20 protein-coding genes, 1 tRNA gene, 1 other RNA gene and 1 pseudogene are annotated in these 26,243 nt (G+C 67.7%); 18 read left to right on the top strand and 5 right to left on the bottom strand.

From position 1 onward, the window contains the following. Positions 1-336: hypothetical protein (locus tag CXY79_RS03850; protein WP_233191212.1), on the top strand; the 336-nt coding region annotated here is incomplete at its 5' end. A gap of 465 nt (positions 337-801) precedes the next feature. Here the strand turns inward: CXY79_RS03850 and CXY79_RS03845 are convergent. Further along, positions 802-889: transfer RNA gene (locus tag CXY79_RS03845), tRNA-Ser, on the bottom strand. Positions 890-1,062: 173 nt separating this feature from the next. On the opposite strand from CXY79_RS03845, the gene ffs reads away from it, so the two are divergent. The 7 genes from ffs (at position 1,063) to recR (ending at position 11,640) form a co-directional block, all read left to right on the top strand. Next, an RNA gene (gene ffs, locus CXY79_RS03840) (signal recognition particle sRNA small type) lies at positions 1,063-1,159 on the top strand. 147 nt (positions 1,160-1,306) lie between these two features. Then, the gene (locus CXY79_RS03835; RefSeq protein ID WP_104099834.1) at positions 1,307-3,775 is read left to right on the top strand and encodes a phosphoketolase; all 2,469 of its coding nucleotides are present in this window, start codon (positions 1,307-1,309) and stop codon (positions 3,773-3,775) included. 3 nt (positions 3,776-3,778) lie between these two features. After that, a complete protein-coding gene (pta, locus tag CXY79_RS03830; RefSeq protein WP_104099833.1) occupies positions 3,779-6,040 on the top strand; it encodes a phosphate acetyltransferase in 2,262 nt (753 codons plus the stop codon). Beyond that, on the top strand, positions 6,037-7,251 hold the full coding sequence (locus CXY79_RS03825; RefSeq protein WP_104099832.1) for an acetate/propionate family kinase: 1,215 nt from the start codon (positions 6,037-6,039) through the stop codon (positions 7,249-7,251). Before pta ends, CXY79_RS03825 begins: the two co-directional genes overlap by 4 nt. A gap of 352 nt (positions 7,252-7,603) precedes the next feature. Further along, on the top strand, positions 7,604-8,014 hold the full coding sequence (locus CXY79_RS03820) for a YccF domain-containing protein (protein ID WP_104099831.1): 411 nt from the start codon (positions 7,604-7,606) through the stop codon (positions 8,012-8,014). Positions 8,015-8,130: 116 nt separating this feature from the next. Beyond that, positions 8,131-11,037, top strand: coding sequence for a DNA polymerase III subunit gamma and tau (locus tag CXY79_RS16875; RefSeq protein WP_104099830.1), 2,907 nt, complete (start codon positions 8,131-8,133; stop codon positions 11,035-11,037). Positions 11,038-11,040: 3 nt separating this feature from the next. After that, positions 11,041-11,640, top strand: coding sequence for a recombination mediator RecR (gene recR, locus CXY79_RS03810; protein ID WP_104099829.1), 600 nt, complete (start codon positions 11,041-11,043; stop codon positions 11,638-11,640). Positions 11,641-11,868: 228 nt separating this feature from the next. Here recR and CXY79_RS16705 read toward each other — a convergent pair whose 3' ends face one another. From CXY79_RS16705 to CXY79_RS03800, 3 genes and pseudogenes are all read right to left on the bottom strand, one after another. Further along, complete coding sequence (locus tag CXY79_RS16705) at positions 11,869-12,072, bottom strand: DUF5692 family protein (RefSeq protein WP_255409014.1); 204 nt, start codon at positions 12,070-12,072, stop codon at positions 11,869-11,871. Between the two features lie 145 nt (positions 12,073-12,217). Beyond that, positions 12,218-12,808, bottom strand: a pseudogene (locus CXY79_RS16700) (DUF5692 family protein); the annotation flags it as partial. Positions 12,809-12,924: 116 nt separating this feature from the next. Then, positions 12,925-13,557 (bottom strand): TetR/AcrR family transcriptional regulator, encoded by a 633-nt coding sequence (locus tag CXY79_RS03800; protein ID WP_104099828.1) that lies wholly within the window; start codon positions 13,555-13,557, stop codon positions 12,925-12,927. Positions 13,558-13,759: 202 nt separating this feature from the next. Between CXY79_RS03800 and CXY79_RS03795 the strand changes: the two genes are divergently transcribed. Beyond that, on the top strand, positions 13,760-15,097 hold the full coding sequence (locus CXY79_RS03795; protein WP_104099827.1) for an aspartate kinase: 1,338 nt from the start codon (positions 13,760-13,762) through the stop codon (positions 15,095-15,097). Between the two features lie 131 nt (positions 15,098-15,228). Here the strand turns inward: CXY79_RS03795 and CXY79_RS15885 are convergent, their stop codons facing one another. Further along, positions 15,229-15,396, bottom strand: coding sequence for a hypothetical protein (locus CXY79_RS15885; RefSeq protein ID WP_158250219.1), 168 nt, complete (start codon positions 15,394-15,396; stop codon positions 15,229-15,231). A 17-nt stretch (positions 15,397-15,413) separates the two neighbouring features. On the opposite strand from CXY79_RS15885, the gene CXY79_RS03790 reads away from it, so the two are divergent. The 9 genes from CXY79_RS03790 to CXY79_RS03745 all read left to right on the top strand — a co-directional run bounded on the left by CXY79_RS03790 (position 15,414) and on the right by CXY79_RS03745 (position 26,210). Then, complete coding sequence (locus CXY79_RS03790; protein ID WP_104099826.1) at positions 15,414-16,490, top strand: aspartate-semialdehyde dehydrogenase; 1,077 nt, start codon at positions 15,414-15,416, stop codon at positions 16,488-16,490. 40 nt (positions 16,491-16,530) lie between these two features. Further along, the gene (locus CXY79_RS03785) at positions 16,531-19,038 is read left to right on the top strand and encodes an EAL domain-containing protein (protein WP_158250218.1); all 2,508 of its coding nucleotides are present in this window, start codon (positions 16,531-16,533) and stop codon (positions 19,036-19,038) included. After that, on the top strand, positions 19,035-19,487 hold the full coding sequence (locus tag CXY79_RS16375) for a DUF1801 domain-containing protein (protein ID WP_104099824.1): 453 nt from the start codon (positions 19,035-19,037) through the stop codon (positions 19,485-19,487). Before CXY79_RS03785 ends, CXY79_RS16375 begins: the two co-directional genes overlap by 4 nt. Before the next feature lie 164 nt (positions 19,488-19,651). Beyond that, on the top strand, positions 19,652-21,121 hold the full coding sequence (locus CXY79_RS03775; RefSeq protein ID WP_104099823.1) for a malate:quinone oxidoreductase: 1,470 nt from the start codon (positions 19,652-19,654) through the stop codon (positions 21,119-21,121). A gap of 233 nt (positions 21,122-21,354) precedes the next feature. Then, positions 21,355-21,666 (top strand): transposase, encoded by a 312-nt coding sequence (locus CXY79_RS03770; protein ID WP_104099822.1) that lies wholly within the window; start codon positions 21,355-21,357, stop codon positions 21,664-21,666. An 8-nt stretch (positions 21,667-21,674) separates the two neighbouring features. Then, entirely contained in the window at positions 21,675-21,878 is a 204-nt protein-coding gene (locus tag CXY79_RS03765) for a transposase (protein WP_146068085.1), read from the top strand. Continuing rightward, entirely contained in the window at positions 21,875-22,510 is a 636-nt protein-coding gene (locus tag CXY79_RS03760) for an IS3 family transposase (protein ID WP_104099820.1), read from the top strand. The genes CXY79_RS03765 and CXY79_RS03760 overlap by 4 nt, the downstream gene beginning before the upstream one ends. A 965-nt stretch (positions 22,511-23,475) precedes the next feature. Further along, positions 23,476-24,873 carry a sensor histidine kinase gene (locus CXY79_RS03750; RefSeq protein WP_146068084.1) on the top strand — a complete coding sequence of 466 codons (1,398 nt, stop codon included), beginning with the start codon at positions 23,476-23,478 and terminating at the stop codon, positions 24,871-24,873. Next, positions 24,870-26,210 (top strand): hypothetical protein, encoded by a 1,341-nt coding sequence (locus CXY79_RS03745; protein ID WP_104099817.1) that lies wholly within the window; start codon positions 24,870-24,872, stop codon positions 26,208-26,210. Before CXY79_RS03750 ends, CXY79_RS03745 begins: the two co-directional genes overlap by 4 nt. Positions 26,211-26,243: the final 33 nt, after the last annotated feature.

Genomic DNA, 26,243 nt, shown 5'->3' with positions numbered 1-26,243 from the left:
CTGGGCCGGGCTGCGTGCGGCTGGGTGCGGCTGGGCCGGGCGCCGCGCGGCCGGGCTGCGCTCGGCTCGGGCTCGAAGAGTAGGCTCAGCCGGATGAGCCTCGCCGCCGCCCAATTCGTTTCCAGCACCACCCTCGGAACCCGAATCGTGGTGCGCACCCGCATCGAAGGCGGGGTCACGGATGCCGTGGGTTACTTGCGGTCCGTCTCCGACACAGGGTGCATGGTTGAGACCAAACGCGGTCTGGTCGTCCTCGCGCTCGCCGATGTCGTGGCCGCGAAGCCGGTGCCGCCGCCGCCCGTGCCGCGTGCGCCGCGGCATCCGTTCGCCGACTAGCCCCCGGTGCTCGCCGGTGCTCGCCGGACCTGCCCCGACACTTCCGTGGCCAACTCAGGAGATCCCTGGGCGGCCGCAGTCTGCTCCGCACTGGTCTGCGGCCACGGCGGAGCGGTCCGCGCGGATCTCCTGAGTTGGCCCCATGCCAGGCACGGTCGGAGCCTCGCTACGTGCATAACTCCTGCCAATTCTCGGCGGTGGGCTGTTTCAGGGCTCTATTGGCCACATCCGGCAGAATGTGCGGGAGCTATGGACGCGGGTCGGTGGCTAACTCAGGAGATCCACGGCCAGTTGCGGTTCCCGCCCCCGGAATCAGGCGGTGGATGTTTGCGTGCGGCTTGGATCTCCTGAGTTAGCCCCATCCGGGCACGGAAGCAGCGCTGCGGGGGCGGAAGATTCGAACCCCCGAGAGTTGATTGTCGAGTTCGTCGAGACTAATGCCCGCCCGCGTGCTGCAGCGCGATCTGGCGGAGAATGGGGGATTCGAACCCCCGAGGGCTCTCACCCAACACGCTTTCCAAGCGTGCGCCATAGGCCACTAGGCGAATTCTCCTGGCCGAACGTTCCCTCAAGGAACGACCTAGAGAATCTTACCTGTTTCCGGTGGCCTCCGTGCACACTCGCCCCGCCCGCCCGGTGCAGACCCGGTGCAGACCCGGTGCAGACTCGGAATCGACTCGGAATCGCCCCGTTTTCGGCCTCGCCGGCTTTGCGTCTAAGCTAAGGGTCGGCTCCTCGCGTGGCGCCATCTCGGCCAACTCCCCCAGGACGGAAACGTAGCAAGGGTAACCGGGCTCTGGTGGGTGCGCGAGGAGTCTTTTTCATGCCCGCACGCGCCGGAAAAACAGCCACAGCCCAGCCACAGCCCCGCCACAGCCGCAGGCCGTTAGCAATGATAACGATTTCGCCTCATCTCGTAAGATGAAACGGCGCAGATAACGCCCCCGCCCCGATAGTGCCTGGAGGCACCATGGCTGAAATATTCGGTAAACCCTTTCTCTGGCCAGACCGGTCACCGCATCCGCTCAGCGCTGAAGCGCTCGCCAGCGTCGATGCCTGGTGGCGGGCCGCCAACTATCTGTCGGTAGGGCAGATCTACCTGCTCGACAACCCGTTTTTGCGTGAGCCGCTCACGCGGGACCACATCAAGCCGCGTCTGCTCGGCCATTGGGGAACCACTCCGGGGCTCAATTTTCTTTATGCCCACCTGAACCGCGCCATCCAGGAACGGTCGATCAGCACCCTCTACGTCACCGGCCCCGGCCACGGCGGCCCCGGGATGGTGGCCAACGCCTACCTCGACGGCACGTACTCCGAGATCTACTCCGGCGTCGACCAGAGCGAGCAGGGCGTCAAGGCCCTGTTCCGCCAGTTCTCGTTCCCCGGCGGCATCCCCAGCCACGCCTCGCCCGAGACGCCCGGCTCGATCCACGAGGGCGGCGAGCTCGGTTACGCGCTCAGCCACGCCTACGGCGCCGCGTTCGACAACCCCGACCTGCTGGTCGCCGCGGTCGTCGGCGACGGCGAGGCCGAGACCGGCCCGCTGGCCACCAGCTGGCACTCGAACAAGTTCATCGATCCGCTTCAGGATGGCGTCGTGCTGCCGATCCTGCACCTCAACGGGTACAAGATCGCCAACCCCACCGTGCTCGCCCGCATCCCGGAAGAGGAACTCCTCGACCTGATGCGCGGCTACGGCCACAAGCCCTACATCGTGGATGGCGGCTTCGACGGCGAGGATCCCCTTCTCGTTCACCAGCGCATGGCGCTCACCCTCGACGAGGTGCTCAACGAGATCGCCGCGATCAAGGCGCGCGCCCTCGCCGGCGACACCGAGCGTCCGCGCTGGCCGATGATCATCCTGCGCACGCCCAAGGGCTGGACCTGCCCGCCCGTCATCGACGGGGTGCAGGTCGTCGACTCCTGGCGTTCGCACCAGGTGCCCCTGAGCAACGCCCGCGACACCGAGGCTCACACCCGGCTGCTCGAAGAGTGGCTGGCCTCTTACCGGCCGGGCGAACTCTTCGACGCGAACGGCGCCCCCGCCGCAGAGATCTCGGCGCTGGCCCCCGCGGGCGACCTGCGGATGAGCGCGAACCCGGTCTCCAACGGTGGGCTGCTGCGCCGGGCGCTGAAGCTGCCCGACTTCCGGGAGTACGCGGTGGATGTCCCTTCCCCGGGCGCCACCACCGATGAGGCGACCAAGGTTCTCGGCACCTGGCTGGCCGACGTCATCCGTGACAACCCCGACAATTTCCGCATCTTCGGGCCCGACGAGACGGCCTCCAACCGCCTCGCCCCGGCCGTCTACGCGGCCACGGACAAGCAGTGGAACGCGGAATTCCACGAGGGTGACACGAACCTCGCCCGCGCCGGCCGTGTGATGGAGATGCTCAGCGAACACCAGTGCCAGGGCTGGCTGGAGGGCTACCTGCTCACCGGCCGTCACGGCCTGTTCAACTGCTACGAGGCCTTCATTCACATCGTCGACTCGATGTTCAACCAGCACGCGAAGTGGCTCAAGGTCACCCGCGAGATCCCGTGGCGCCGCTCAATCTCGAGCCTGAACTACCTGCTCAGCTCGCACGTCTGGCGCCAGGATCACAACGGGTTCTCGCATCAGGACCCCGGGTTCATCGACCACGTCGTCAACAAGAGTGCGGATGTCGTACGCGTCTACCTGCCGTTCGACGCCAACACGCTGCTCGCCACCTACAGCCACTGCCTGCGCAGTGTGGACTACGTCAACGTGGTCGTCGCCGGCAAGCAGCCCGCGCCGAACTGGCTCACCATGGACCAGGCCGTCGCGCACTGCAAGCGGGGTCTGGGCATCTTCGACTGGGCCGGAACCGAGACGTTCGGCACCTCACCCGACGTCGTGCTGGCCGCCGCCGGCGAGGTGCCCACCCTCGAGGTGCTGGCCGCGGCCGCCATCCTGCGGGAATGGTTGCCCGACCTATCGGTGCGCGTCGTGAACGTCGTTGACCTGATGCGCCTGCAGTCCGAGGCGGACCACCCGCACGGCCTCAGCGACAACGAGTTCGACGCCATCTTCACGGCAGACAAGCCGATCGTGTTCGCCTACCACGGGTATCCGTGGCTGATCCATCGCCTGACCTACAAGCGCACCGGGCACGGTAACCTGCACGCCCGCGGCTACAAGGAGAACGGCACCACCACCACGCCGTTCGACATGGTCATGCTCAACGACCTCGACCGGTACCACCTGGTGATGGACGTCATCGACCGGGTTCCCGGACTCGGCGCCCGCGCCGCCCTGCTTCGCCAGGAGATGCAGGATGCCCGCCTTCGGGCCCGCAATTACACCCGCGACCACGGGGAAGACATCCCCGCCGTCACCGAATGGGTCTGGGACGCCGAGGGCGTCGGCGTGACCCCCGACAATGCCGGTGTCTCCACCGGCGGAGATAACGTATAAACCGTGGCTGACAGTATCTACATCACCTCTGCCGAGGGAAATACCGGCAAATCCACCATCGCCCTGGGCGTGCTCGACACCCTGCTCCGTTCGGTGGAGCGCGTCGGCGTGTTCCGGCCCGTGGCTCGCTCGGCGCACCACCCCGACTACGTGCTCAAGCTGCTGCTCTCGCACCTGTCGAGTGCGTCTGCGCTCACCGTGCAGCCCCCGCTGACCTACGACGACTGCGTCGGCGTCACCTACGACGAGGTGCACCTCGACCCCGACGCGGCCCTCGGCCGCATCGTGCAGCGCTTCAAGGCCGTCGAGGCCCAGTGTGACGCGGTGGTCGTGATCGGCTCCGATTACACGGATGTCGGCAGTCCCACCGAGCTCGCCTTCAACCTGCGCATCGCCGCCAACCTGGGGGTGCCGGTGCTGCTGGTGCTCGGCGGGCGGGTCGGTCCCGGCCAGCGCGACACGCTCAGCCAGGGTGACCGGCAGCTCGGCCAGAGCGACCCGCGCACGGCCGAGGACATCCGCCAGTTGACCGACGTGACCCTGGCGGAACTGCGCGACGAGCACGTTTCACTGCTTGGCGTGATCGTCAACCGCGCCGATCCGACTCGGCTCGATGAGCTCATCGACGCCGTGCGGAGCGTCGTCGACGCCGACACGAAGCCCGGCAGCGGGCGCAACGCGGTGCCGGTCTGGGCGCTGCCCGAAGACCCGTTCCTCGTGGCCCCGAGCATGAAGAGCATCCTCAAGGCCACCGACGGCACGCTCGTCAAGGGTGACCCCGCGCTGCTGTCCCGGGAGGCGCTCGGCGTGGTCGTGGCGGCCATGTCGATGGTCAACGTGCTGCCGCGCCTGTTCGAGGGCGCCGTGGTTGTGGTTCCCAGCGACCGCCCGCAGGTGCTGCTGGCCGTTCTGATGGCGAACTCGTCCGCTACGTTCCCGTCGATCGCCGGCATCGTGCTGGTCGGCGGCTTCGCCCTGCCCGAGGAGATCGGGCGGCTCGTCGAGGGGCTCGACGCCTCGGTGCCGATCATCAGCACCGAGCTGAACTCTTATGACGCCGCGCTGCGCATCACACACACGCCCGGACGGATGGCAGCCGACTCGCAACGCAAGCGCGACACGGCGCTGGCGCTCTTCGAAGGCCACGTGGAGGCATCCGTGCTGCTCGACCGGCTCAAGGTGAGCCGCGCCGACGTGGTGACGCCGCTGATGTTCGAGTACATGCTGCTCGAGCGCGCACGCACCAACCAAAAGCGCATCGTGCTGCCCGAAGGGGACGACGACCGCGTGCTGCGTGCCGCCGCGACCCTGCTGGCCCGCGATGTGGCCGACATCACGATTCTCGGTGAGGAGTTCGAGGTGCGCTCGCGTGCCATCGGCCTCGGCCTGGACATCGCCAAGGCGCAGGTTCTGAGCCCCTTCGACGACGTGCTGCGGCGCAAGTTCGCGGAGGCGTACGCGAAGCTGCGCGCCCACAAGGGCGTCACGGTCGAGCAGGCCATGGAACTCGTCACCGACGTGTCCTACTTCGGCACCATGATGGTGCAGCTCGGGCTGGCGGACGGCATGGTCTCCGGGGCGACGCACACCACGGCGCACACCATCCGGCCGAGCCTGCAGATCATCAAGACGCGTCCGGGAGTCTCGGTCGTGTCCAGCGTGTTCCTGATGGCGCTGGCCGACAAGGTGCTCGTCTACGGCGACTGCGCGGTGAACCCTGACCCCACCGCGGAGCAGCTCGCCGACATCGCCATCTCGGCGTCGGAGACGGCCGTCGAATTCGGTATCGAGCCGCGCATCGCCATGCTGAGCTACTCGACCGGCGAGTCCGGGCAGGGTGCCGACGTGGACAAGGTGCGGGCCGCCACCGCCCTCGTGCGGGAGCGTCGCCCCGACCTTCTGATCGAGGGTCCCATCCAGTACGATGCGGCGGCGGATGCCGCCGTCGCCGCCACGAAGATGCCCGGTTCGGCTGTCGCCGGCCGCGCCACCGTCTTCATCTTCCCCGACCTGAATACGGGCAACAACACGTACAAGGCCGTGCAGCGGAGCGCCGGAGCAGTGGCCATCGGCCCCGTCCTCCAGGGCCTGCGCAAACCCATCAATGACCTTTCTCGAGGAGCACTAGTGCAGGACATCGTCAACACCGTAGCCATCACCGCGATCCAGGCCGCGACGCTCGCAGCGTCCGAGTCCGGCACCCCGGCAGCTTCGGCTTCCGGTGCGGCATCTTCCGCATCGGCCGCAGCGGCGGTGTCCGCATGACCGCCATCCTGGTCGTCAACTCCGGATCGTCGTCGTTCAAGTACCAGCTGATCGACATGGACACCGAAACGGAGCTCGCCAGCGGCCTGGTCGAGCGCATCGGCGAGCCGATCGGGCACTCACGGCACACCGCGGGAACGTCGAAGGGCGGCCGCACCGAGCGCGACCTGCCGATCATGGACCACACCGCCGGCTTCGCCGTGATGATCGAGGCTTTCGCCGAGCACGGCCCGAAGCTGTCCGAGACGAACCTGATCGCCGTCGGCCACCGCGTGGTGCAGGGCGGCAACCGGTTCTTCGAGCCGACCGAGATCACCCACCTGGTCGAGCTGAACATCGAGGACCTCTCCGAGATCGCTCCGCTGCACAACCCGGCCAACGTGCAGGGCATCCGTGCCGCCCGCGCCAGCTTCCCGAACGTGCCTCACGTCGCCGTGTTCGACACCGCGTTTCACCAGACGCTGCCGCCGGCCGCGTACACCTACGCGATCGACAGGGACATCGCGACGCGGTACCGCGTGCGCAAGTACGGCTTCCACGGCACCTCGCACAAGTTCGTCTCGGAGGCCGCGGCGGCCTACCTCGACCGGCCCCTGGCCGAGCTCAAGACGATCGTGCTGCACCTGGGAAACGGGGCATCCGTGTGTGCCGTCGACGGCGGCGAATCGATCGACACCTCCATGGGCATGACCCCGCTGCAGGGGCTCGCGATGGGCACCCGCTCGGGCGACATCGACCCGGCCGTGATCTTCCACCTGCGCCGCCGGGCCGGGATGACCACCGCCGAGCTCGACGACCTGCTCAACCGCCGCGGCGGCATGCTGGCCCTGGCCGGCAACGGCGATATGCGCGACGTGGAGGATGCCGCGGTCGCGGGCGACCCGGTCGCCCAGGCTGCCCTCGACGTGTACTTCCACCGCGTCAAAGGCTATGTCGGCAACTACTACGCGCAACTCGGAACCGTGGACGTCATCGTCTTCACCGCGGGCGTCGGTGAGAACTCGCCGATCGTGCGCGCGGGCGCCCTGGCCGGACTCGAGGGCATGGGGATCGAAATCGACCCCGTGCGCAACGAAGCCAAGTCCCGCACGCCGCGCGTGATCTCCACGGACAACTCCCGGGTAACCGTGCTCGTCATCCCGACGAACGAGGAGCTGGAGATCGCCCGGCAGACGCTGGGGACGATCAAGCGCACGCATCCGTCGGTGTAGGGGGTTCGCTGGTAGGGGTTTCGGCTCCTGTGTCTCGTTGATGCCTTTGTTGATGCTTTCGTTGATCGGCCGTTCCCGGGTTCCGGGGGCGGCCGATTGGCGTGTGGGGGTCCGGGGCGCTCGGGATGCGGGGTGCGAGGTGCGGGGTGCTGTAGGACGTGACTTCGAAGTTTTTAGGCGACACGGGTCACCCCAGCGCCGTGGGCGGCGTGTTGCGAAATTCTCCGAGTTTAAAGTCGAGCCGGGAGCCGGGTGCCGGGAGGGCAACACGCGGCCGGCGACGGATGTCCGCGCTCGCCGCGCCCGATTCCGATCCCGCGACCTCCGCCTCCTGCGCGGGTAGTATTTTCGCGTGAGCACACTCCTGAACTTGATCTGGCTCGTGCTGAGCGGGTTCTGGCTGTTCCTGGGCTACCTCGCCGCAGGCATTCTGCTCTGCGTGCTGATCGTTACGATCCCGTGGGGCATCGCGTCGTTCCGCATCGCCGCCTACGCGCTCTGGCCGTTCGGCCGCACCGTCGTGGCCAAACCCACCAGTGGAGCGTTCTCGTTCATCGGCAACGTGATCTGGGTGATCCTCGCGGGCTGGTGGCTGGCCCTGGCGCACATCGTCTCGGGAATCGCGCTCTGCCTCACCATCATCGGAATCCCCCTCGGCATCGCCGACTTCAAGATGGTGCCGGTCTCGCTCGCGCCCCTCGGCAAGCAAATCGTGAGCAATCGCCCCGGCGCGTTCGACCAGGCCGTCGCCCGCCGCGCCTGAGCCGCCGCGCCTGACAAACGGACGCCACCCGCCCCACCACACACCCCACCCCGCACCCACCCACACACGCCCCACCCCACACCGCACTGTCAGTGGCTCCGGCTACGATTGACCTCGTGGTTACCGCCCTGTATCGCCGCTACCGGCCCGAGACTTTTGCCGAAATGATCGGTCAGTCTCAGGTGACCGATCCGCTGATGACGGCCCTGCGCACGAACCGGGTGAATCATGCCTATCTGTTCAGCGGGCCCCGAGGTTGCGGCAAGACGACATCCGCCCGTATTCTCGCGCGCTGCTTGAACTGCGCCGAGGGTCCCACCGACACGCCATGCGGGGTCTGCCCGAGCTGTGTGGAGCTGTCCCGCGAAGGCGGCGGATCCCTCGACGTGGTCGAGATCGACGCGGCCAGCCACAACGGGGTCGACGATGCCCGGGACATCCGTGAGCGCGCGATCTTCGCTCCCGCCCGCGACCGATACAAGATCTTCATCCTGGACGAGGCGCACATGGTCACGCCGCAGGGCTTCAACGCGCTGCTGAAGATCGTCGAAGAGCCGCCCGAGCACGTCAAGTTCATCTTTGCGACAACCGAGCCCGAAAAGGTGATCGGCACCATCCGTTCGCGCACGCATCACTACCCGTTCCGGCTCGTGCCGCCCGGGCCGATGCTCGAATACGTGCAGCAGATGTGCGACACCGAGCAAATGACCGTCGCGCCGGGCGTGCTGCCGCTCGTGGTGCGGGCCGGCGGCGGGTCGCCGCGCGACACCCTGTCGCTGCTCGATCAGCTGATGGCCGGATCCGACGGGCACTCCGTCGAATACGACCGCGCCGTGGCGCTGCTCGGCTACACGAACGCGTCGCTGCTCGACGAGTCCATCGACGCGATCGCCGACCGCGACCCGTCCGCCGCGTTCGACGCCGTCGACCGGGTCGTGCAGACCGGCCAGGACCCGCGCCGCTTCGTCGAAGACCTGCTCGAACGCCTGCGCGACCTCATCATCGTGGGCGCCACGAGTGCCGCCGCCGCTGCCGCCGTGCTGCGCGGCGTGCCGCAGGAGGAACTCGACCGCATGGCCGTGCAAGCCGCGAAGTTCGGCCCCGCCGAGCTCTCCCGCACCGCCGACGTGATCAACGCCGCCCTCACCGAGATGACCGGCGCGACCAGCCCCCGCCTGCACCTCGAACTCATGATTGCCCGCGTGCTCATCCCCGCGAGCGACGATTCCACCCGCGGCGCGCTCGCCCGCGTCGAACGCCTCGAGCGCCGCATCGGGGTCGGTTCTGGTTCTGGTTCCGGGTCTGGTTCCGGTTCTGATCCCGGCGACAGCTCGGCGACGGATGCCCCAGCCACCAGCCCGGTCGGCTCGCCCCCGCGCGGGGCTGCGGTCTCGGCGACGCATGCCTTCGGCGGTCCCGCGGCCGCCGGCGGTGCGGCTGCTGCTGCTTCTGCCGCCGCGCCTAATGCCGCCGCGCCTGCTGCCGCTGCGCCCGCTGCCGCTGCGCCCGCGACCCAAGTCGCGGCCCCGCCCCGCCCTGTCGGACCCGTCACCCTGCAGCAGGTAAAGGACTCTTGGCCGCAGATCCTCGAGGCAGTCAAGGCCGCCAAGATCAGCGCCTGGCTCGTGCTCTACACGGCCCGCGCCATGGAACTGCGTGGCGGGGACCTGTTGGTGCTCTCCTTCCCGAGCCAGAACGACGTCGCCGGACTCAAGCAGTCGGCGGCCCCCGGGCAGGGCGTCGGCGACTATCTCAAGCGCGCCGTCAACGAGGTGCTCGGCTTCACGCCCCAGCTCACCGCCCGGGTCGACTCCCCGAGAACGGATGTCCCAGCCACCCCCAACGCATCCGCCCCCGCTCCGGCACCGGTCGCCCCGGTCTCCCCGGGGTCAGGTTTCGGCGTGCAGGACTCCACCGCGCCGAGCCCTGTCGCGCGGGCCACAACCGTCAGCGGCTCGGCCGCAGCCGGGTCTGGAAGCGGCGACACCGGCTCCAGGACGACACCCAAATCCGCTGCTGCAACAACCGACGAGGCGTCGCCCGCCGACGCCGACCCCGATCCGGCTGCTGCCGCCGACCCCGATCCGGCTGCTGCCGTGAACGCTGCAGCCGGTTCCGCCCCGGCCGGCGTTGGCAAGGTTGACGCCCCAGAAGCGCCTGCGGCATCGGCTGCCGGCCCCACGGTGACCAGCCCCACGGTGACAAGCCCCACGGCGGCCAGCCCGGCGGCGGCCAGCCCGGCAGTGGCCAGCCCGACAGTGCCCGAGTCGCCGGTGACCAGCCGCGCAACTGCCAGCCCGGCGGTCGCCGCGACCGCGACCGGCTGGGCGACCGCTGCCATTCCGAGTCCCTCGGATGCCGGCACCGGCTGGGCCACGGTGGCCATCCCGGGGTCAGCCCCGGCTGCTGAAACCGCTGCTCCTGCGTCTGCGGCCTCCGCTGCGACCCCCGATGCCCCCGCGCACGCATCCGCCCCGCAGACCGCCCCGCGTTCCACGCCGAGCGCGCCGGCGCCCACGACGCTTCCCGCGTCCGGGCGAGACCCTGAGCCGCAGCCGCCCTACGACGACGAGCCCCCGCCCTACGACGAGGAATTCCCGCCGGACCTGCACCCGAACGGCGGCCAGCCCGGCCGCTACCAGGCGCCCGCCGCGCGTGCGGGATTGTCCGCAGCGGGAGCCCAGCACCAATCGGGAGCCCAGTCTCAGCCGGGAGCCCAGGCCCAGTCTCAGTCTCAGCCGGGAGTCCAGTCCCAGTCCCAGTCTCAGCCGGGAGTCCAGTCCCAGTCCCAGTCTCAGAACGGCGCCCAGAACGGCGTCCCAAACGGCGCCCAGCCCGGAACCCCGGCGCGCACCCAGGTGCAGGCTCCGAACCGGGCGGGCGGCGAAGCATCCGTTGCCCGTCGTGGGCCCGCCTTTGCGGAGAAGCAGCGCTACGGCGAGTCGGTGGTGCGCGAAATCCTCGGCGCCACCTTCCTCGAAGAACAGCCGCACGATCCGGCATCCCGAACCAGAGGCGATTAAACCATGTACGAAGGCATCGTTCAGGAACTGATCGACGAGCTCGGCACGCTGCCCGGAATCGGGCCCAAGTCCGCGCAGAGGATCGCGTTCCACATCTTGCAGACCGAGCAGTTCGACGTGACCCGGCTCGCCAACGTGCTGCTCGAGGTGCGCGACAAGGTGAAGTTCTGCGACATCTGCGGCAACGTGTCCGAGCAGAAGACCTGCATGATCTGCCGCGACCCGCGCCGCAATCCCGCGATGATCTGCGTGGTGGAAGAGGCCAAGGACGTCGTCGCGATCGAGCGCACCCGCGAATTCAAGGGGCTCTACCACGTGCTCGGCGGGGCGATCAGCCCCATCGACGGCGTCGGACCGGACGACCTGCGCATCCGTCAGCTGATGCAGCGCCTTGCCGACAACACGGTGCAGGAGGTCATCATCGCCACCGACCCGAACCTCGAGGGGGAGGCGACCGCGACCTACCTGTCGCGCCTGCTGACCACCCTCGAGATCAAGGTCTCCCGGCTCGCGTCAGGGCTGCCGGTCGGCGGCGACCTCGAGTACGCCGACGAGGTCACTCTCGGGCGGGCCTTCGAGGGCCGCCGTACCGTCACGAACTAGCCCCCCCCCCCCGCCGCCAGCCCACTGCCGCAAGTGTTGCCGGAGCGGACAACTGTGCCCGGTGTGCCGGCAACAGTTGTCCGCTCGGGCAACAGTTGCCGTCAGGAGTGGCCAGGGGACCGCACCCGCCACCGACCTCGCCGGACTGGACCGCCCGCCCGCCCGGACGACAGACGGGCCGGGGCGACGGATGCCGCGTGTCGCGAAATTCTCCGCAGTTACGGCGTTCTATTTCGCGGTGGCGGTCGCCCGCGGGTGCGCGGCTGGAGCAGCCGCCGCCGGCACCAGCGGCTTGTTCGCTTCGAGCACCGTGCGGTACGCGGGCAGGTGCGTGAACAGCTCGTCGATGAGCGGGTTGCGGCGTCTCTTCACGATCGTGTAGGTCTGGAAGACCACAACGGCGATGTTGGCCGCGAGGGCCACGGCGCTCACCCAGAACAGGGCGACCGGGTCGTGCGACGACTTCACTGCGAACTGCGAACTGCGAACTGCGAACTGCGAACTGCGAGCTCGACACGAAGGTCGTGAAGGCCATGGTGAACATCATCCAGAACGCCAGGGTCTGCGCGCGGTGCTGCAGCCAGGCGCCGCGCTTGATGAAGAAGGCGGGGATCGTGCACAACACGAGCAGGGCCGCGCCGGCGTAGAACGAGTGGTCGCCGACCGCGGTGTAGACGTAGGCGAAGTTCCAGAGGTCGTAGGCGATGATCCAGAACCACAGCATGTCCGGCCAGATCATGTCCTTCTTGGGGCCGCGGCTGATGATGATCCCGGCCCAGCCGCAGATCGTGAGCAGGTTCAGCAGCCCGGCGATACCGTTCATGATGTTCCACGGCCCGCCCACCATGAACACTCCGTCGACCATCCCGTTCAGCCCGTAGACCTGGAAGTCGCGAATCACGGCCTCGAAGATGTTGAGAGCCAGAATGAACGCGGGGAACATCAGCGCGTACCGGTTCTTGGCCAGACGCGGAATGAAACGGATGGCCATGAAGCCCAGGCATCCGGCAAGTGCCGAGTAGACCTTGACCCAGTGAAACCAGGTGCCCGTGCTGGACCCGGCGCCGGCGGTGGTGGGCCATACGAAGATCGTCAGCGCCACCGGCAGTGCGATAAACAGCGCCAGCGACGCCCATTTGCTCGACCGTGCGACCTCGTTGGCGATCATCAGCCCCGCGACGACCGCGACCCACATCAGGGTCGACGACCACGGGATGGCATCGAATAGAAACATATGCGAATACTTCTTTGTACTGGGTGAAAAAGTGATGCTAGAGAAAAGTCTTAGGCCGGCGCGTTGTGGTCGAGGTGGAGCGTCTGGCGCACAATCGCCACGAGCACATCGTCCGAGACGGTGGGCGTGGAACGTACGAGCCCGATCAGCCCGAACACCAGCACAGAGAACACCTCGGAGACGTTGTCGATCCGGATCTCGTGCCGCCGCGCGTAGGCCTCGACGGTCGTGACCTGCAGCCGGTCGACGACGGCCCTGACGGCCCGGTCGACGAACTCGTTGTAGAGCCCGGCGTGCTCGGTGCGGCCGAGTTCCTCGCGGAAGAGGTCGGTGCGATGCAGGTGGTGACGGAACAGTGCGACGCACTCGACCAGCGCGCGGTCGATGTCGCCGGGGATGCGGGCGGCGTCCCAGAGGTTGAGGTCGGTCACGAACTCCGCGATGTGGTCCTCGCTGATGAGGTCGATGATCGCGTCCTTGTGCGGAAAGTAGTGGTAGATCAGGCCGCGGGTGACGCCGACCCGGGCGGCGATGTCGGTGATCTTCACGCGGGCCATGCCGCGCTCGGCGACCAGTTCCCGGGCGGCGCGCAGAATGTCGTCCCGGCGCTCGTCCGGCTGCTTGCTCTGGCGCACCGGCATCGGCACCGGCACCGGCGCTTTCGACGTGAACTCGTCGGGCATCGGAGCTTCCTCGGCAACTGGGTCAAACCGCGTGGCGGGGCGGGATCCACCCTCTGCCCCGATCCTGCGACCGCGATTGACATAGTGTCAATGACAGGGTGTCAATGGGTGCCGCACACCGTCACATGACCGCTGCCGAATACAACAGCATTTATGATGGGAGCTTGCCTGTGCCCGCGTACCCGAACCCTTGGAGTGCCACGTGAGCTTGATCGTGCAGAAGTTCGGCGGATCATCCGTCGCCGACGCCGAAAGCATCAAACGCGTGGCCAAACGCATCGTCGACACCCGCAAAGCGGGCAACGAGGTCGTCGTCGCCGTCTCCGCGATGGGAGACTCCACCGACGAGTTGCTCGACCTTGCGCATCAGGTCACCCCGATCCCCGCGCCGCGCGAGCTCGACATGCTCCTTACCGCGGGCGAGCGCATCTCGATGGCGCTGCTCGCCATGGCGATCAAGAGCATGGGCTACGACGCCCGCTCCTTCACCGGCAGTCAGGCCGGCATGATCACGGATGGCCAACACGGCGCCGCCCGCATCGTCGACGTGACTCCCGGGCGCATCCGCGATGCCCTCGACGACGGTGCCGTGGCGATTGTCGCCGGCTTCCAGGGCTTCAATCGCGACACCAAAGACATCACCACGCTCGGTCGCGGCGGTTCTGACACGACCGCCGTCGCGCTGGCCGCCGCGCTCAGCGCCGATATCTGCGAGATCTACACGGATGTCGACGGCGTCTTCACCGCCGACCCGCGCGTCGTTCCCCGGGCCCACAAACTCGACCGCATCTCCAGCGAGGAAATGCTCGAGCTCGCCGCCGCTGGTGCGAAGGTCCTCTATATTCGGGCGGTGGAATATGCGCGTCGGCACGGTGTGACGCTGCATGTGCGGTCCTCGTTCAACAACAACGTGGGAACCATTGTCTACAACCCCGACACCACGAGCCCGCATGTCGCAATCCCGAATTCGTCGGCCACCGAGCGCACACATCCCAATAACGCATCCGCGAATGGAGAGACAGTGGAAGAGCCAATCATCGCCGGGGTCGCCGCCGACCTGAGCGAAGCCAAGGTCACGGTCGTCGGCGTTCCCGACATTCCGGGCAAAGCCGCGCAGATCTTCAAAATCGTCGCGAAGACCAACGCGAACGTCGACATGATCGTGCAGAACGTCTCGGCTGCGTCCACGGGACTGACCGACATTTCCTTCACCCTGCCCAAATCGGAGGGCCAGCAGGTGCTGACCGCGCTGAGCAACGAGCAGACCAACGTCGGGTTCGCCGGTCTGCAGTATGACGACCAGATCGGCAAGCTCGCGCTCGTCGGCGCCGGCATGCGCACCAACACGGGCGTGTCCGCGAAGCTGTTCGAGGCGCTGTTCGAGGCCGGGATCAACATTGAAATGATCTCGACCAGCGAGATCCGCATCTCCGTGGTCACCCGCGCCGACACCATCAACCAGGCGCTGCGGGTCGTGCACACCGCATTCGGCCTGGACTCCACCAACGACGCCGTCGTGCACGGCGGCACCGGCCGCTAGCCGGCATCCGTCGGCCCAACCGGGCTCGGCCGGACGCCAGCCGGACTCGGCCCCACCCCGCCTCACCCCGACTCACCCCACCCCGCCTCACCCCACCCCGACCCCGTTCAACCGGTTTCCCTGGGGCTAACTCAGGAGAACCAGAGGCCACAGGCGCGATCCGGCTGGAATTCGGGCCAAGTCGCGAGAATCTCCTGAGTTAGCCACAAATGCAAGTGCAGATGCAAGTGCAAGTGCACGAGCAAGTGCACGAACGAGAGCGAGACCACCAGCACCACCAGCACCAGCAGCCACGGCATCCAGCGGAGGAAACACAGTGAACAGCACCGCAGCAACCAGCACCACAGGAATCCAGATCGGCGTCGTCGGGGCCACCGGCCAGGTCGGAGCCGTCGTGCGCAGCCTGCTCGAGGAACGGGACTTCCCGGTCGGCGGCATCCGTTTCTTCGCGTCGTCCCGGTCCGCCGGCTCCGTGCTGCTGTTCAAGGGCGAGAAGATCGTCGTCGAAGACGCCGCCACCGCCGACCCCAGCGGACTCGACGTGGCCATCTTCTCCGCCGGCGCGACGCTCTCGAAAATTCAGGCTCCCCGGTTCGCCGCGGCCGGCGTCACCGTGATCGACAACTCCTCCGGGTGGCGGATGGACCCCGACGTGCCGCTGGTCGTCAGCGAGGTCAACCCCGAGGCCATCAAACTCGCCACCAAGGGCATCATCGCGAACCCGAACTGCACCACCATGGCGGCCATGCCCGTGCTCAAGGTGCTGCACGACGAGGCCGGCCTCGAACGCCTCATCGTCAGCACCTACCAGGCGGTCTCCGGCAGCGGCCTGGCCGGCGCCCGCGAGCTCGCCAGCCAGGTGCGGGCCGCCGCCCTGAGCGACAACCTGCTCCAGCTGGTCCACGACGGGTCCGCTGTGCCCATGCCGGCACCCATCGTCTACGCCCGCCCGATCGCGTTCGACGTGATCCCGCTGGCCGGTTCCATCGTCGACGACGGCGAATTCGAGACCGACGAGGAGAAGAAACTCCGCAACGAGAGCCGCAAGATCCTCGAGCTGCCCGATCTGCTCGTTTCCGGCACCTGCGTGCGCGTGCCCGTCTTCACCGGCCACGCCCTCTCGATCAACGCCGAGTTCGCCAACCCGTTGCCCGTCGCCCGCGCCCTCGAACTGCTCGCCACCGCCCCCGGCGTGGTCGTGACGGATGTCCCCACACCCCTCGAAGCGGCCGGCCAGGACCCGAGCTTCGTCGGCCGCGTGCGTCAGGACCGCGGCGTGCCGAACGGGCGTGGATTGGCCCTGTTCATCACCAGCGACAACCTTCGTAAAGGTGCGGCACTCAACGCCGTGCAGATCGCGGAACTCGTCGCCGCGGACCTGCTCGTTCGCTGACCTCAGCGTGGTGGTGTATAACCGGGCGCTCACTCCGCTAGTGTCAGACTTCGTGGGCGGGAATCGGAACTCAAGGGGCGTCAAACGCCTGGCTTTCCTTGCGTTCGCCGGCATCGGCCTCGCGCTCATCGCCACGTCGTTCGTGCTGCTCCTTGATGAACCCTCAGACAGCTGGCTGATCGCCGGGGTCGGTGTGGTCTGCGCGGCCGCCCTCGAGCTCACCTGGGTGCGCGTGGGCGCCGTGGCGCACCGCAGCCCGATGATCAGCCTCCCCGTTCTGGCGCTGCCGGCGCTGGCCCCCACCCTCTCCCTGCCGGTCTCGGCCGGGCTGATCGCGCTCGGCGTTCTGCTGGCCATCCTGATCGAGTCCGGGCGGGCATCGGTCGCGCTCTACAGCGCCGGCCTGCAGGGTGCCGGCGCCCTCGCCGCCATCGGCCTGTTCACCTGGTTCGGCGCGGGCGGACTGCCGATTCTGGTGGGCGTGGCCGCGGCATCCGTGGGCTATGTCTTCTTCATCATCGCGACCGAGGTGCTGCGCCAGCGCTTCGTCGCCAGCCCGCTTGGTCGGCGCAGCGGCGGGCGACCCCTGTCGCCGTTGCGGGTTCTGCTGGTGCTGGTCGGAACCGTCGTGGTCACGGTGACGGCCGCGCACTGGAGTGTCGTCGGGCTGCCGTTTCTGGTGGAGGTCACCAACACGCTCGATGCCGTCATCGTGCTGTTCGCCCTGATGATCGTCGCCTCCGTGGTCAAGGTCTCCACGGTGATGGCGGTCATGCGCCACCGGCTGGCCGGCATGGTCGCCGCCACGAGCGCGCTTGCCGCCGACCCGGCCACCGGGCCCTCCGGGTGGGTCACCCCAACGAGCCCAGCCACCACAGGCATCGGCGCCATGAGCGCCGCCGACAACACCTACCCCGCCACGAGTGCCGCCGACGCCACCCCAGAGCCCGAGCCCGGCTCCCCAGCGGCTGTCACCGACCTGCTGCGCCGGGTGGTGGCGGATGCAATCGGTGCCGAATCCGTCATCGTGCGCAGCGAGCCCGCGCAGCCCGGCGAGATCAGCATGCTGCTGCCGCTGGCCGGCGCCATCGGGCCGGACCAGTACATCGTGGCCCGGCGCGACGCCATGGACGGCGCCTTCACCGGCAACGACCGCCGCGCCCTCCAGGCCCTGGCCACGACCGCCGAGATGGTCGTGCGGGCCCGCCGCAACATCGCCGGCCTCACCCTGCGCGCCAACACCGATCCGCTCACGAGCCTGCCCAACTACGGCGCGTTCCAAGAGGCCCTGGCGAACATCAACGACCACCGGGACTACTCAGAGGCCCTGGCCGTGCTGTTCATCGACCTCGACGAGTTCAAGCGCCTGAACGACCGGTTCGGCCATCAGACCGGCGACGAGGTGCTGCGCGAGCTCGGGCGTCGGCTGAGCGCCGTGGTGCGTCCGAATGACGTGGTCGCCCGGGTCGGCGGCGACGAGTTCGTGATCATCCTCACCCACCTGGCGTCGCTGGCCGAGGCGAAGTCCATCGCCGAGCGCATCCTGGTGGTCTCCGGGGAGCCGATGCTCATCGGCCAGACGACCCACAGCCCGATTATCAGCGTGGGCCTGGCCTACTCGGCGCACCGCGAAACCGACGTCAACCAGCTGGTCCAGGATGCCGACCGGTCGATGCTCGCGATCAAGAAGTCACGGCGGCGCGGCGGCCCGTCGAAGGAGAGCAGCCTCAACATCTCGAGCCACCGCTCCTCGCAGATGAACGACATCATCGCCCACGCCATCGACGAGGACCTGCTCGAGCTGGCCTTCCAGCCCATCGTCAGCCTCGTCACCGGGCAGATCTGGGCGTTCGAAGCCCTCGTGCGCTACACCGACCCGGACCTCGGCCCACTATCGCCGCCGTCGATCGTCGAGAAGGCGAAGGGCCTCGGTCGGCTCGACGCGATGACCCGCCAGGTGGCCGTGAAGGCCATGGCCGCCGCGGCGGACTTCCGGCTGATCGAGCCGCGCGTGGTGTGCATGACCATCAACGTCGAGGCCGGGCAGATCCTGCCCGAGCGTGTGGGCAACTACATCGAGGAGCTCGCGGACCGCTACCCCGGCATCTCGCTCTGCCTCGAGCTCAACGAGCGGTCGATGACCAAGGTCACCCCCGCGATCCGTGCCCAGGCCGACCGCCTGCGCGACCTCGGCATGATGATCGCGCTCGACGACTACGGTTCCCAGGATTCGTCGGTCGACGCCCTGGTACGGATGCCCATGGACATCCTCAAAATCGACCGCAGCCTGGTCGACGACCTCGACGATATCCGCCAGCGGGAGGTGCTCACCGCCCTGCAGGGTTTCGGTGACAACCTCGAGTACTCGATGATCGTCGAGGGTGTGGAGAACGATGCGATGGCGAACCACCTGAGTGCGCTGGGCATCCGTAGCGCGCAGGGGTTCCACTACGGCGTGCCGGAGAGCTTTGAGAAGACCCTGTCGCGGCTGGAGTTGCACGGCGCCCGTGCGGTCGTGCCGAGGCTCGGCATTACGCTTGTTTCATGAGCACAGAACCGGTTCCGTTCGAGGTGGAGACGATCGTTTTCGACCTCGAACCCGAGCGTCGGGCGGTGATCTACCCGGTGCTCGACGTCGTGCGCGATGCCATGCCCGCGGGGTATCGGCTCGGCGTTTACGGCGGCATGCTCGGCTGGGCGGTTCCGCTGGAGCTGTTGGCGAACACCGACGACAAACAGCCGCTCGTCTATGTGAGCCTGGCCGCGCAGAAGCACTACAACTCGCTCTACCTGATGGGCCTCTGCAGCTTTCCCGAGAAGGATGCCGCGTTCCGCTTCCAATGGGACGCCACCGGACGCACGCTGAACATGGGCAACAGCTGCGTGCGGTTCAAGACGCTGGCCGACCTCGATCTCGACCTGATCGTGCGCGAGGTCGCGAGCGTGTCCGTCGACGACTTCATCGCCAACTACGAGCTCCTGAAAAGTCGCGGCTGAGCCGCTTTTGGTGGCGACTGGGCCGCTTATCGGTCGCGACTGGACCGGTTTTGAGCCGCGATTGGGTCGCTTTTGAGCTCGTTGCCGAGCCAACCGTGACCTGACGCGTCTGCGTCCCGGCGGGAGGCATCCGTTGCCACCGATATGGTGGAAGGGTGAATCCAATGGCGAAGATTGATGTCGTTCTTATTGGTGGCGGCATCATGAGCGCCACCCTCGGTACCTTGATCAAGCAGTTGCAGCCCGACTGGAGCATCGAGGTTTACGAGCGATTGGGGGAAGTCGCTCAGGAAAGCTCCAACCCGTGGAACAACGCGGGCACCGGCCATGCGGCTCTGTGCGAGCTGAACTACATGCCCGAATCGAAGGACGGCTCGGTGACCGCGGCCAAGGCCGTGGCGATCAACGAGCAGTTCCAGATCAGCCGCCAGCTGTGGGCACACCTGGTCGAGACGGGCGTGCTGCCCGAGCCCACCAACTTCATCAACTCCACCCCGCACATGACTTTCGTGCACGGCGAGAGCAGCGTCGAATACCTGCGCAAGCGGTTCGCAGTACTCCAGGGCGAGCCCCTCTTTGCGGGCATGGAGTACAGCGAGGATCCGGCCGTGATCGGCACCTGGACCCCGCTCCTCACCCAGAAGCGCCCGAAGAACCAGAAGATCGCGGCGACGCGCATCGTGTCCGGCACCGACGTGGACTTCGGCGCCCTCACCCGCTACCTTTTCGCCAACCTCACCGCCGAGGGCGTGGGCGTGCACATGAACCAGCAGGTCACCGGTGTGAAACAGCTCACGGATGGCTCATGGAAGCTCAACCTGCGCCGCCTGGTCGGCAACCACCCGAGCGTCGTCAACGCCCGGTTCGTCTTCGTCGGTGCAGGCGGCGGCGCCCTGGCGCTGCTGCAGCAGAGCGGCATCCCCGAGATCAAGGGTTTCGGCGGGTTCCCGATCAGCGGGCAGTTCCTACGCACCACGAACCAGAAGCTCGTCGCCCAGCACCACGCCAAGGTCTACGGCAAGGCGGCGAAGGGTGCTCCGCCCATGTCGGTGCCGCACCTCGATACCCGCGTCGTCGATGGAGAGACCTCGCTTCTGTTCGGACCATACGCCGGCTTCACCCCCAAGTTCCTCAAGTCGAGCAGCTGGCTCGACCTGCCGTTCTCGATCCGGGTGCACAACATCGGGCCGATGCTGGCTGTGGCGGCGCACAACTTCGGCCTGATGAAGTACCTGATCGGCGAGGTGTTCGCCTCAAAGAAGACGAAGCTCAAGGCGCTGCAGGAGTTCATCCCGACCGCGAAGCTCGCCGACTGGGAACTCATCACCGCCGGACAGCGCGTGCAGGTCATGAAGAAGGATCCGGAGCAGGGCGGCGTGCTGCAGTTCGGCACCGAGGTCATCACCTCGGCCGACGGCACCATCGCCGGGCTGCTCGGCGCCTCCCCGGGAGCCTCGACCGCGGCCCCGATCATGGTTGACCTGATCAAGCGCTGCTTCCCCGAGGAGTACCCGGCCTGGGAACCCAGACTGCGCGAGATGATCCCGAGCCTCGGCACGAAGCTCTCCGACGACCCGGCCGTTGCCGCCGCGTCGCTCGCCGCGACCGCGGCCGTGCTGAACCTGACCGCGTAGGCGGTTGCCCGGGGGCGGGGTTGCCCGGGCCCCACGGGCTGGGGGGGGGTGCCTGTTCTCTGCCCGTGCCCGCGGGCTGGGGGTGGTGCCGCCTGGGCTGGGGGTGCCTGTGGGCTGGGGGTGCCTGTTCTCAGCCCGTAACTTCGGAGTTTTTCGCAACATGCCGGTCGAGCGGCCTTGGGGTGACCCGGTGTTTCCGGACAGTCCTCCTGGATTCAGGATTGGATAGACAAATGGAACACGAGAAACACACACACTTCAGCCCGGAGTTTCGGGCTGCCGCGGTGGCCCGCGTCGCGGAGGGCGACAAATCGATCGTGAAAGTCGCCGCAGCGCTCGGGATCAACCACCGGACTCTGTGGACTTGGGTCAACGCCGCGAGGCTGGAGACCATCGATCCTGCTGGTGAGCTCACGCCGCAAGCCCGGAAACGGATCCGGGACTTGGAAAAGGAAAACGCCCTGCTGCGGAGGGATCTCGACTTCGAGAAAAAAGCGAAGGCTTTCTTCCTGGAGCTCGATCAAAACGACCACGGTTCGAAATGATCTCCCGGATGAAGGCTGACTTCCCCATCGCCTACCTCTGCCGCCGGCTCGGAGTATCAACGTCAGGGTTCTCCGACTGGTCGCACCACGTCACCGCGCCCGCGCAGAGGCGGCATGAAGACCTCACCGCGCAGGTGATGATCGCGTTCGCCGAGTCCAAGGGCGCGGCCGGATACCGCAAAGTCACCGCGGCTCTGAACCGGTCCCGGTGAACCGCAAAACCATCGCCGGAATCATGCACGATCTCGGATTAATCTCCCCAGCTGCAGAACGCGCCTTCACGATCCGCTACCAGCGGGCCTCCCGACTGGCCGACCCGGTCGATCTGCTCCTGCGGGACTTCACCTCGCTGAGCGTCGGCACGATCCTCGTCGGTGATATCACCTACATCCACACCCAGGAAGGCTGGCTCTATCTCGCCACCGTCATCGACCTAGCCTCCCGCTCCGTGCTCAGCCACGCGACCGGGGCCCGCATGACCACCCAACTCATCACCCGGGCCATGAACATGGCCCTAGAGACCGGCCACGTCAAACCAGGAGCAGTTTTCCACTCCGACCACGGAGTCCAATACCGGTCGAAACGGTTCACGAAGTACTGCGGCCGACACGGCATCATCCGCTCCATGGGCGCGAAGATGCAGTGTTGGGACAACGCCGCCGCCGAAACGTTCTTCTCCAAACTCAAGAGCGAAAGCCTCAACTGGCAAACCTTCACGACAAGGCGCAAGGCCCGCACCGAAGTCATCAACTCCGTTCACCACTTCAACAACGTTCGCCTGCACCAAACTCTCGGCTACTCAACACCCACCGAACGCCTCATCAAACTCACACTCGCCGCCTAAAATGAAACCGAGGACCCCGTCCGAAAAGACCGGGTAACCCCAGGCGCGTCAACCGGCGTGTCGCGAATTTCTCCGAAGTTAGCTCACACTGCTGCCCCGAACGGATGCCGCGCCGCCGCACCCGTCACGCCCTGACGCTGGCTCGCTCAAGAGCCTCGACACCCGGCCCGTGGTGGGGCTAACTCAGGAGATCTCGCCTGAGTCGCGGCCGAGTGTCGGCTACTTTGGCACTGCTTCGCGCCCGTGGTCGGGCCGCCGGCTGGGATCTCCTGAGTTAGCCACATCCGATGTCGGTGACCGCGGTCGCTGCGCCCTGCTCCTGCTCCAGGAGGGCCGATATCGGTGCGGGGAGGCCCCTGCACCGGTGCCGCGGTATTTTCTTGCCGTCGCTGCGGGCCCGTACCCGAGCCATGCTCTGCATAACTCCTGCAGATTCTCAGAAGCGGGTCAAAACGGGCCGGAATCAGCCTATTTTGGCCAAATTGCAGGAGATGTGCGTGCCCGGGGGTGGGAAGAGGCGGGGACTGGTGGCCAACTCAGGAGATCCCGGCGGGGTCGTGGCCGAGTCGCGGCGACTTCGGCACTGATCCGTGCCCGCGCCGTGGCCAGCGGCTGGGATCTCCTGAGTTAGCCACAACCGGGCGCGGGGGGAAGGCAGGGAAGGCATGGAGGGGCGCGGGGGATGGCAGGGTGGCTAGGGCCAGAGCCGCCAGAGCCGCCAGAGCCGCCAGAGCCGCCGGAGCCGCAGCGCCACCCGACCGTAGGCGACGGATGCCCCGCCGCCCCGCGCGACCCCAGCCGAACGAATTCGACGGAGATCTTGCAGGATGATTGCGCAAAGGGGCCCTTGGCCACGTTATTGTGCACAATCTCCGTCGAATTCGATCTGGGCGAAGCGGATTACCCGGGGCAGCGCGGAAGCGCCCTCGCGGAATGAGAGAATCAACCGAACAGAGAGGGTTGCCATGACGCTTGGACTCCCGGACCACCTGGTCACGAGGGCCCTCAGCCATGCCCTCGCGCGGGCTGCACACTGGTTTGCGCTGACCTGCCTGGCCGCCTCCCTCGCCGCCATCATCCTCCTCAGTTTGTCCACAACCGCAGCCACAACCGCAGCCACAACCGCCACAACAACTTCCACAACCGCCACAACCGCAGCCACAACCGCCACAGCCACAACCGCAGCCACAACCGCAGCCACCACAGCCGCCGCAACGCTCGCCACCACACCCACCGAAACCCTCGCCACCATCGTCGCCCTCCTCCTCATGGCCGCCGTGCTGATCGCCCTCTCCCTGCGCCGCACCGTCGCCCTGACGATCGCCTACCTCGTGACCGGCACCGTCGCCACCTACCTCTACACGATTACCGTGCTCGGCATCCCCGCCCTGTTCCCGAGCTCGAACGTCTTCCTCGTCACCCTGCCGAAACTGGCCCTGGTCATGATCGGCGGCGCCGGAGTCTCCGCCCGTGCCGGCGTGCTCTGGAGCACCACCGCCTTCGTCCTGGCCGAAGCCGTCACGGTGTACGCCGCCACGCAAACCGAGGTGCCCTACGGCGCGGACGTCTTCACCATCTCGACCTATCTCTTCCTCGTCAGCGTGCTGCTGCTCACGGTCTTCGTGCGCCGCGAGTGGTCCGTTCAGATCGCCCTGCACCGGGCCATGCAGACCGACCAGACCCGCCTGCTGCGCCACGAGCTCGACCTGCGCACCCTCGCCCTGGGTCAGGACACCACCCTCCAGCAGCTCGTCGCCCTCGCCCGCGCGCATCCCGGGCCGCTCAGCGCCAACCTGGCCGGCAGCATCCGTGACACCCTGCAGACCCTGCGCGGCACCGACTGGCTCACCGACGCCGATGCGCTGAGCGTCGAACCGCACGGGGGCACGGATGCCTGGCTCACCAGCGCGGTCTACGCCGCCATCGAGCGCAGTCGCGATCGTGGCCTCGTGGTCGAAGTCACGGGAGACCGCGCCGCCCTCGGCCGCCTGAGCCCGGCCAGCGACCGCGAGCTGAGCCTGGCGGTGCAGCAGTGCCTCGTGAACGTGATCCTCCACTCCGGCATCGTCGCCGCCGAGGTCGTGATCGAGTCCGAGCCGAGCAGCATTTCACTGATGGTGATGGATGCTGGGCGCGGCTTCACGGAATCGGAGACCGGCGCCGACCGTCTCGGCCTGCGCCAGGCGGTGCGCCGCCGGATCGAACGCCTGGGTGGCTCGGTGAGCATCCTCACCCGGCCGGGCGCCGGCACCTCGGTGATGCTGAGCGTGCCCGTGGCGATCGAGGAACCCGGCGGGCACGCCGAGCCGACAAAACAGCCCGAACAAACAGAAACCCCAGACCCCGAGCGGGTGGCTCAGTGACACCCACGAACGCAACCTCGCCATCAGGCAGCGCCGCGGCCACGGCCGCAGCTGCAGCCGCACAGCAGAACCACACCCCCGTCCCCACGCCTCACACCAAACCGCACGCCTTCACCCAGCAGCGCCTCGACCCGCTCGGCGCCCTCGCGGTCTGGACGATCGTGCCCGGCATCGCCCTGGTCGTGTTCGGCTACGCGGTGGTGACCACGGTGCTGCAGGCCGACGAGATCCGGCATCCGTTCCTGGCCGTGCTCGCGCTCGTCGCCACCGCAGCGGCGTCCGCCGCGCTCGTGTCGGCCGTACGACCATCGCGGTCCCCGGTGCGCCAGACGTCGCTGCTGCTGATCATCAGCCTCGGCCTGGCCGCCCACCTGCTCGACCAGGCCGCCCGCTGGGGCAGCAACTCCCTGGTGCAAGACGACTTCGGCCCGATCACCATCGGCTTCCTGCTCGTGGCCCTCGCCCCCTTCCGCCCGTGGCGTGAACTGGCGCTGACCGCGGTGCTCGCCTCCGTCGTCGTGGCCGCGGTCACACTGCCGCAGGAACCGTTCCGCTCGCTGCGGGTGCCGTCGGGCGTCTTCGTGGTCGTCGCGGTCACCCAGGTGCTCGCACTCGGCCTTGCCGGCGCCGCGTATTCCCGCCGCATCGTGCGTCAACTGCTGGCCTGGCAAACGGATGCCCGCCGCGCCATCGCCCGGCGCACCGAAGAATCCCGCGGCAGCGTGGTGCGCCAGGTGGTCGAGCAGCAGCTCGCCACCCTGCAGCCCGGTGTCTTCCCCCTCTTCGACGGCGTGCTCGAACGCGGCGTGGTGACCAAGGCCGACATCAATCGCGCGAACGAGCTCGCCGCCGGGGTTCGCCGGGCGATCGTGGCGCACATCGACGAGACCTGGCTCGATGCCGTCATCGCCCGCGAACGCACGGCGCTCCTCGAGCGTGGCAAGGATCCGCTGCTCGTCGTGGCCGACCCCGAGCACCGGGCGGCGCACTTCGGCACGCAGCAGCGCGCGGCCACCTCGGCCCTGATCAGCATGCTCTGCCTGGCCCCCGGCTTCGACCCGCGCAGCCTCGTGGTGCAGGCCGACACCGAGCCCGACTCCGAGCCCGACACCCAGGTCGATCCGCCGAGCGACCGCCAGCAGCGGCACTCCGGCATCGACACGTTCTCGATCCGGGTGGCGCTCGACCTCCCGCCGCGCCGGGTGCGCGCCCTGCTGCGCTCCTACACGGCGGTGCTGCGGGTGGTGTTCCCGTGGGTGCGGGTGAGCATCCGTCGCCCCGGCCTGACGCTGGAATTCGGCGACAAGCGCCCCCGCCCGGTTCCACCAGTACGCTGAGCTAGGCGCACGCAGCGCCACGACACGCAGCGC

This window comes from Cryobacterium sp. M96, assembly GCF_002929845.1.
GTDB lineage: Bacteria > Actinomycetota > Actinomycetes > Actinomycetales > Microbacteriaceae > Cryobacterium > Cryobacterium sandaracinum.
This window is presented reverse-complemented; position numbering and strand designations above follow the sequence as displayed.

Excerpts from the sequence above, each read along its gene's own strand:
- CXY79_RS03750 (WP_146068084.1), top strand. The coding sequence starts at position 23,476 with ATGACGCTTGGACTCCCGGACCACCTGGTCACGAGGGCCCTCAGCCAT.
- CXY79_RS03775 (WP_104099823.1), top strand. The coding sequence starts at position 19,652 with ATGGCGAAGATTGATGTCGTTCTTATTGGTGGCGGCATCATGAGCGCC.
- CXY79_RS03765 (WP_146068085.1), top strand. The coding sequence starts at position 21,675 with ATGAAGGCTGACTTCCCCATCGCCTACCTCTGCCGCCGGCTCGGAGTA.
- recR (WP_104099829.1), top strand. The coding sequence starts at position 11,041 with ATGTACGAAGGCATCGTTCAGGAACTGATCGACGAGCTCGGCACGCTG.
- CXY79_RS03825 (WP_104099832.1), top strand. The coding sequence starts at position 6,037 with ATGACCGCCATCCTGGTCGTCAACTCCGGATCGTCGTCGTTCAAGTAC.
- CXY79_RS15885 (WP_158250219.1), bottom strand. The coding sequence starts at position 15,396 with ATGCCGTGGCTGCTGGTGCTGGTGGTGCTGGTGGTCTCGCTCTCGTTC.
- CXY79_RS16375 (WP_104099824.1), top strand. The coding sequence starts at position 19,035 with ATGAGCACAGAACCGGTTCCGTTCGAGGTGGAGACGATCGTTTTCGAC.
- CXY79_RS03770 (WP_104099822.1), top strand. The coding sequence starts at position 21,355 with ATGGAACACGAGAAACACACACACTTCAGCCCGGAGTTTCGGGCTGCC.
- CXY79_RS03800 (WP_104099828.1), bottom strand. The coding sequence starts at position 13,557 with ATGCCCGACGAGTTCACGTCGAAAGCGCCGGTGCCGGTGCCGATGCCG.
- CXY79_RS03835 (WP_104099834.1), top strand. The coding sequence starts at position 1,307 with ATGGCTGAAATATTCGGTAAACCCTTTCTCTGGCCAGACCGGTCACCG.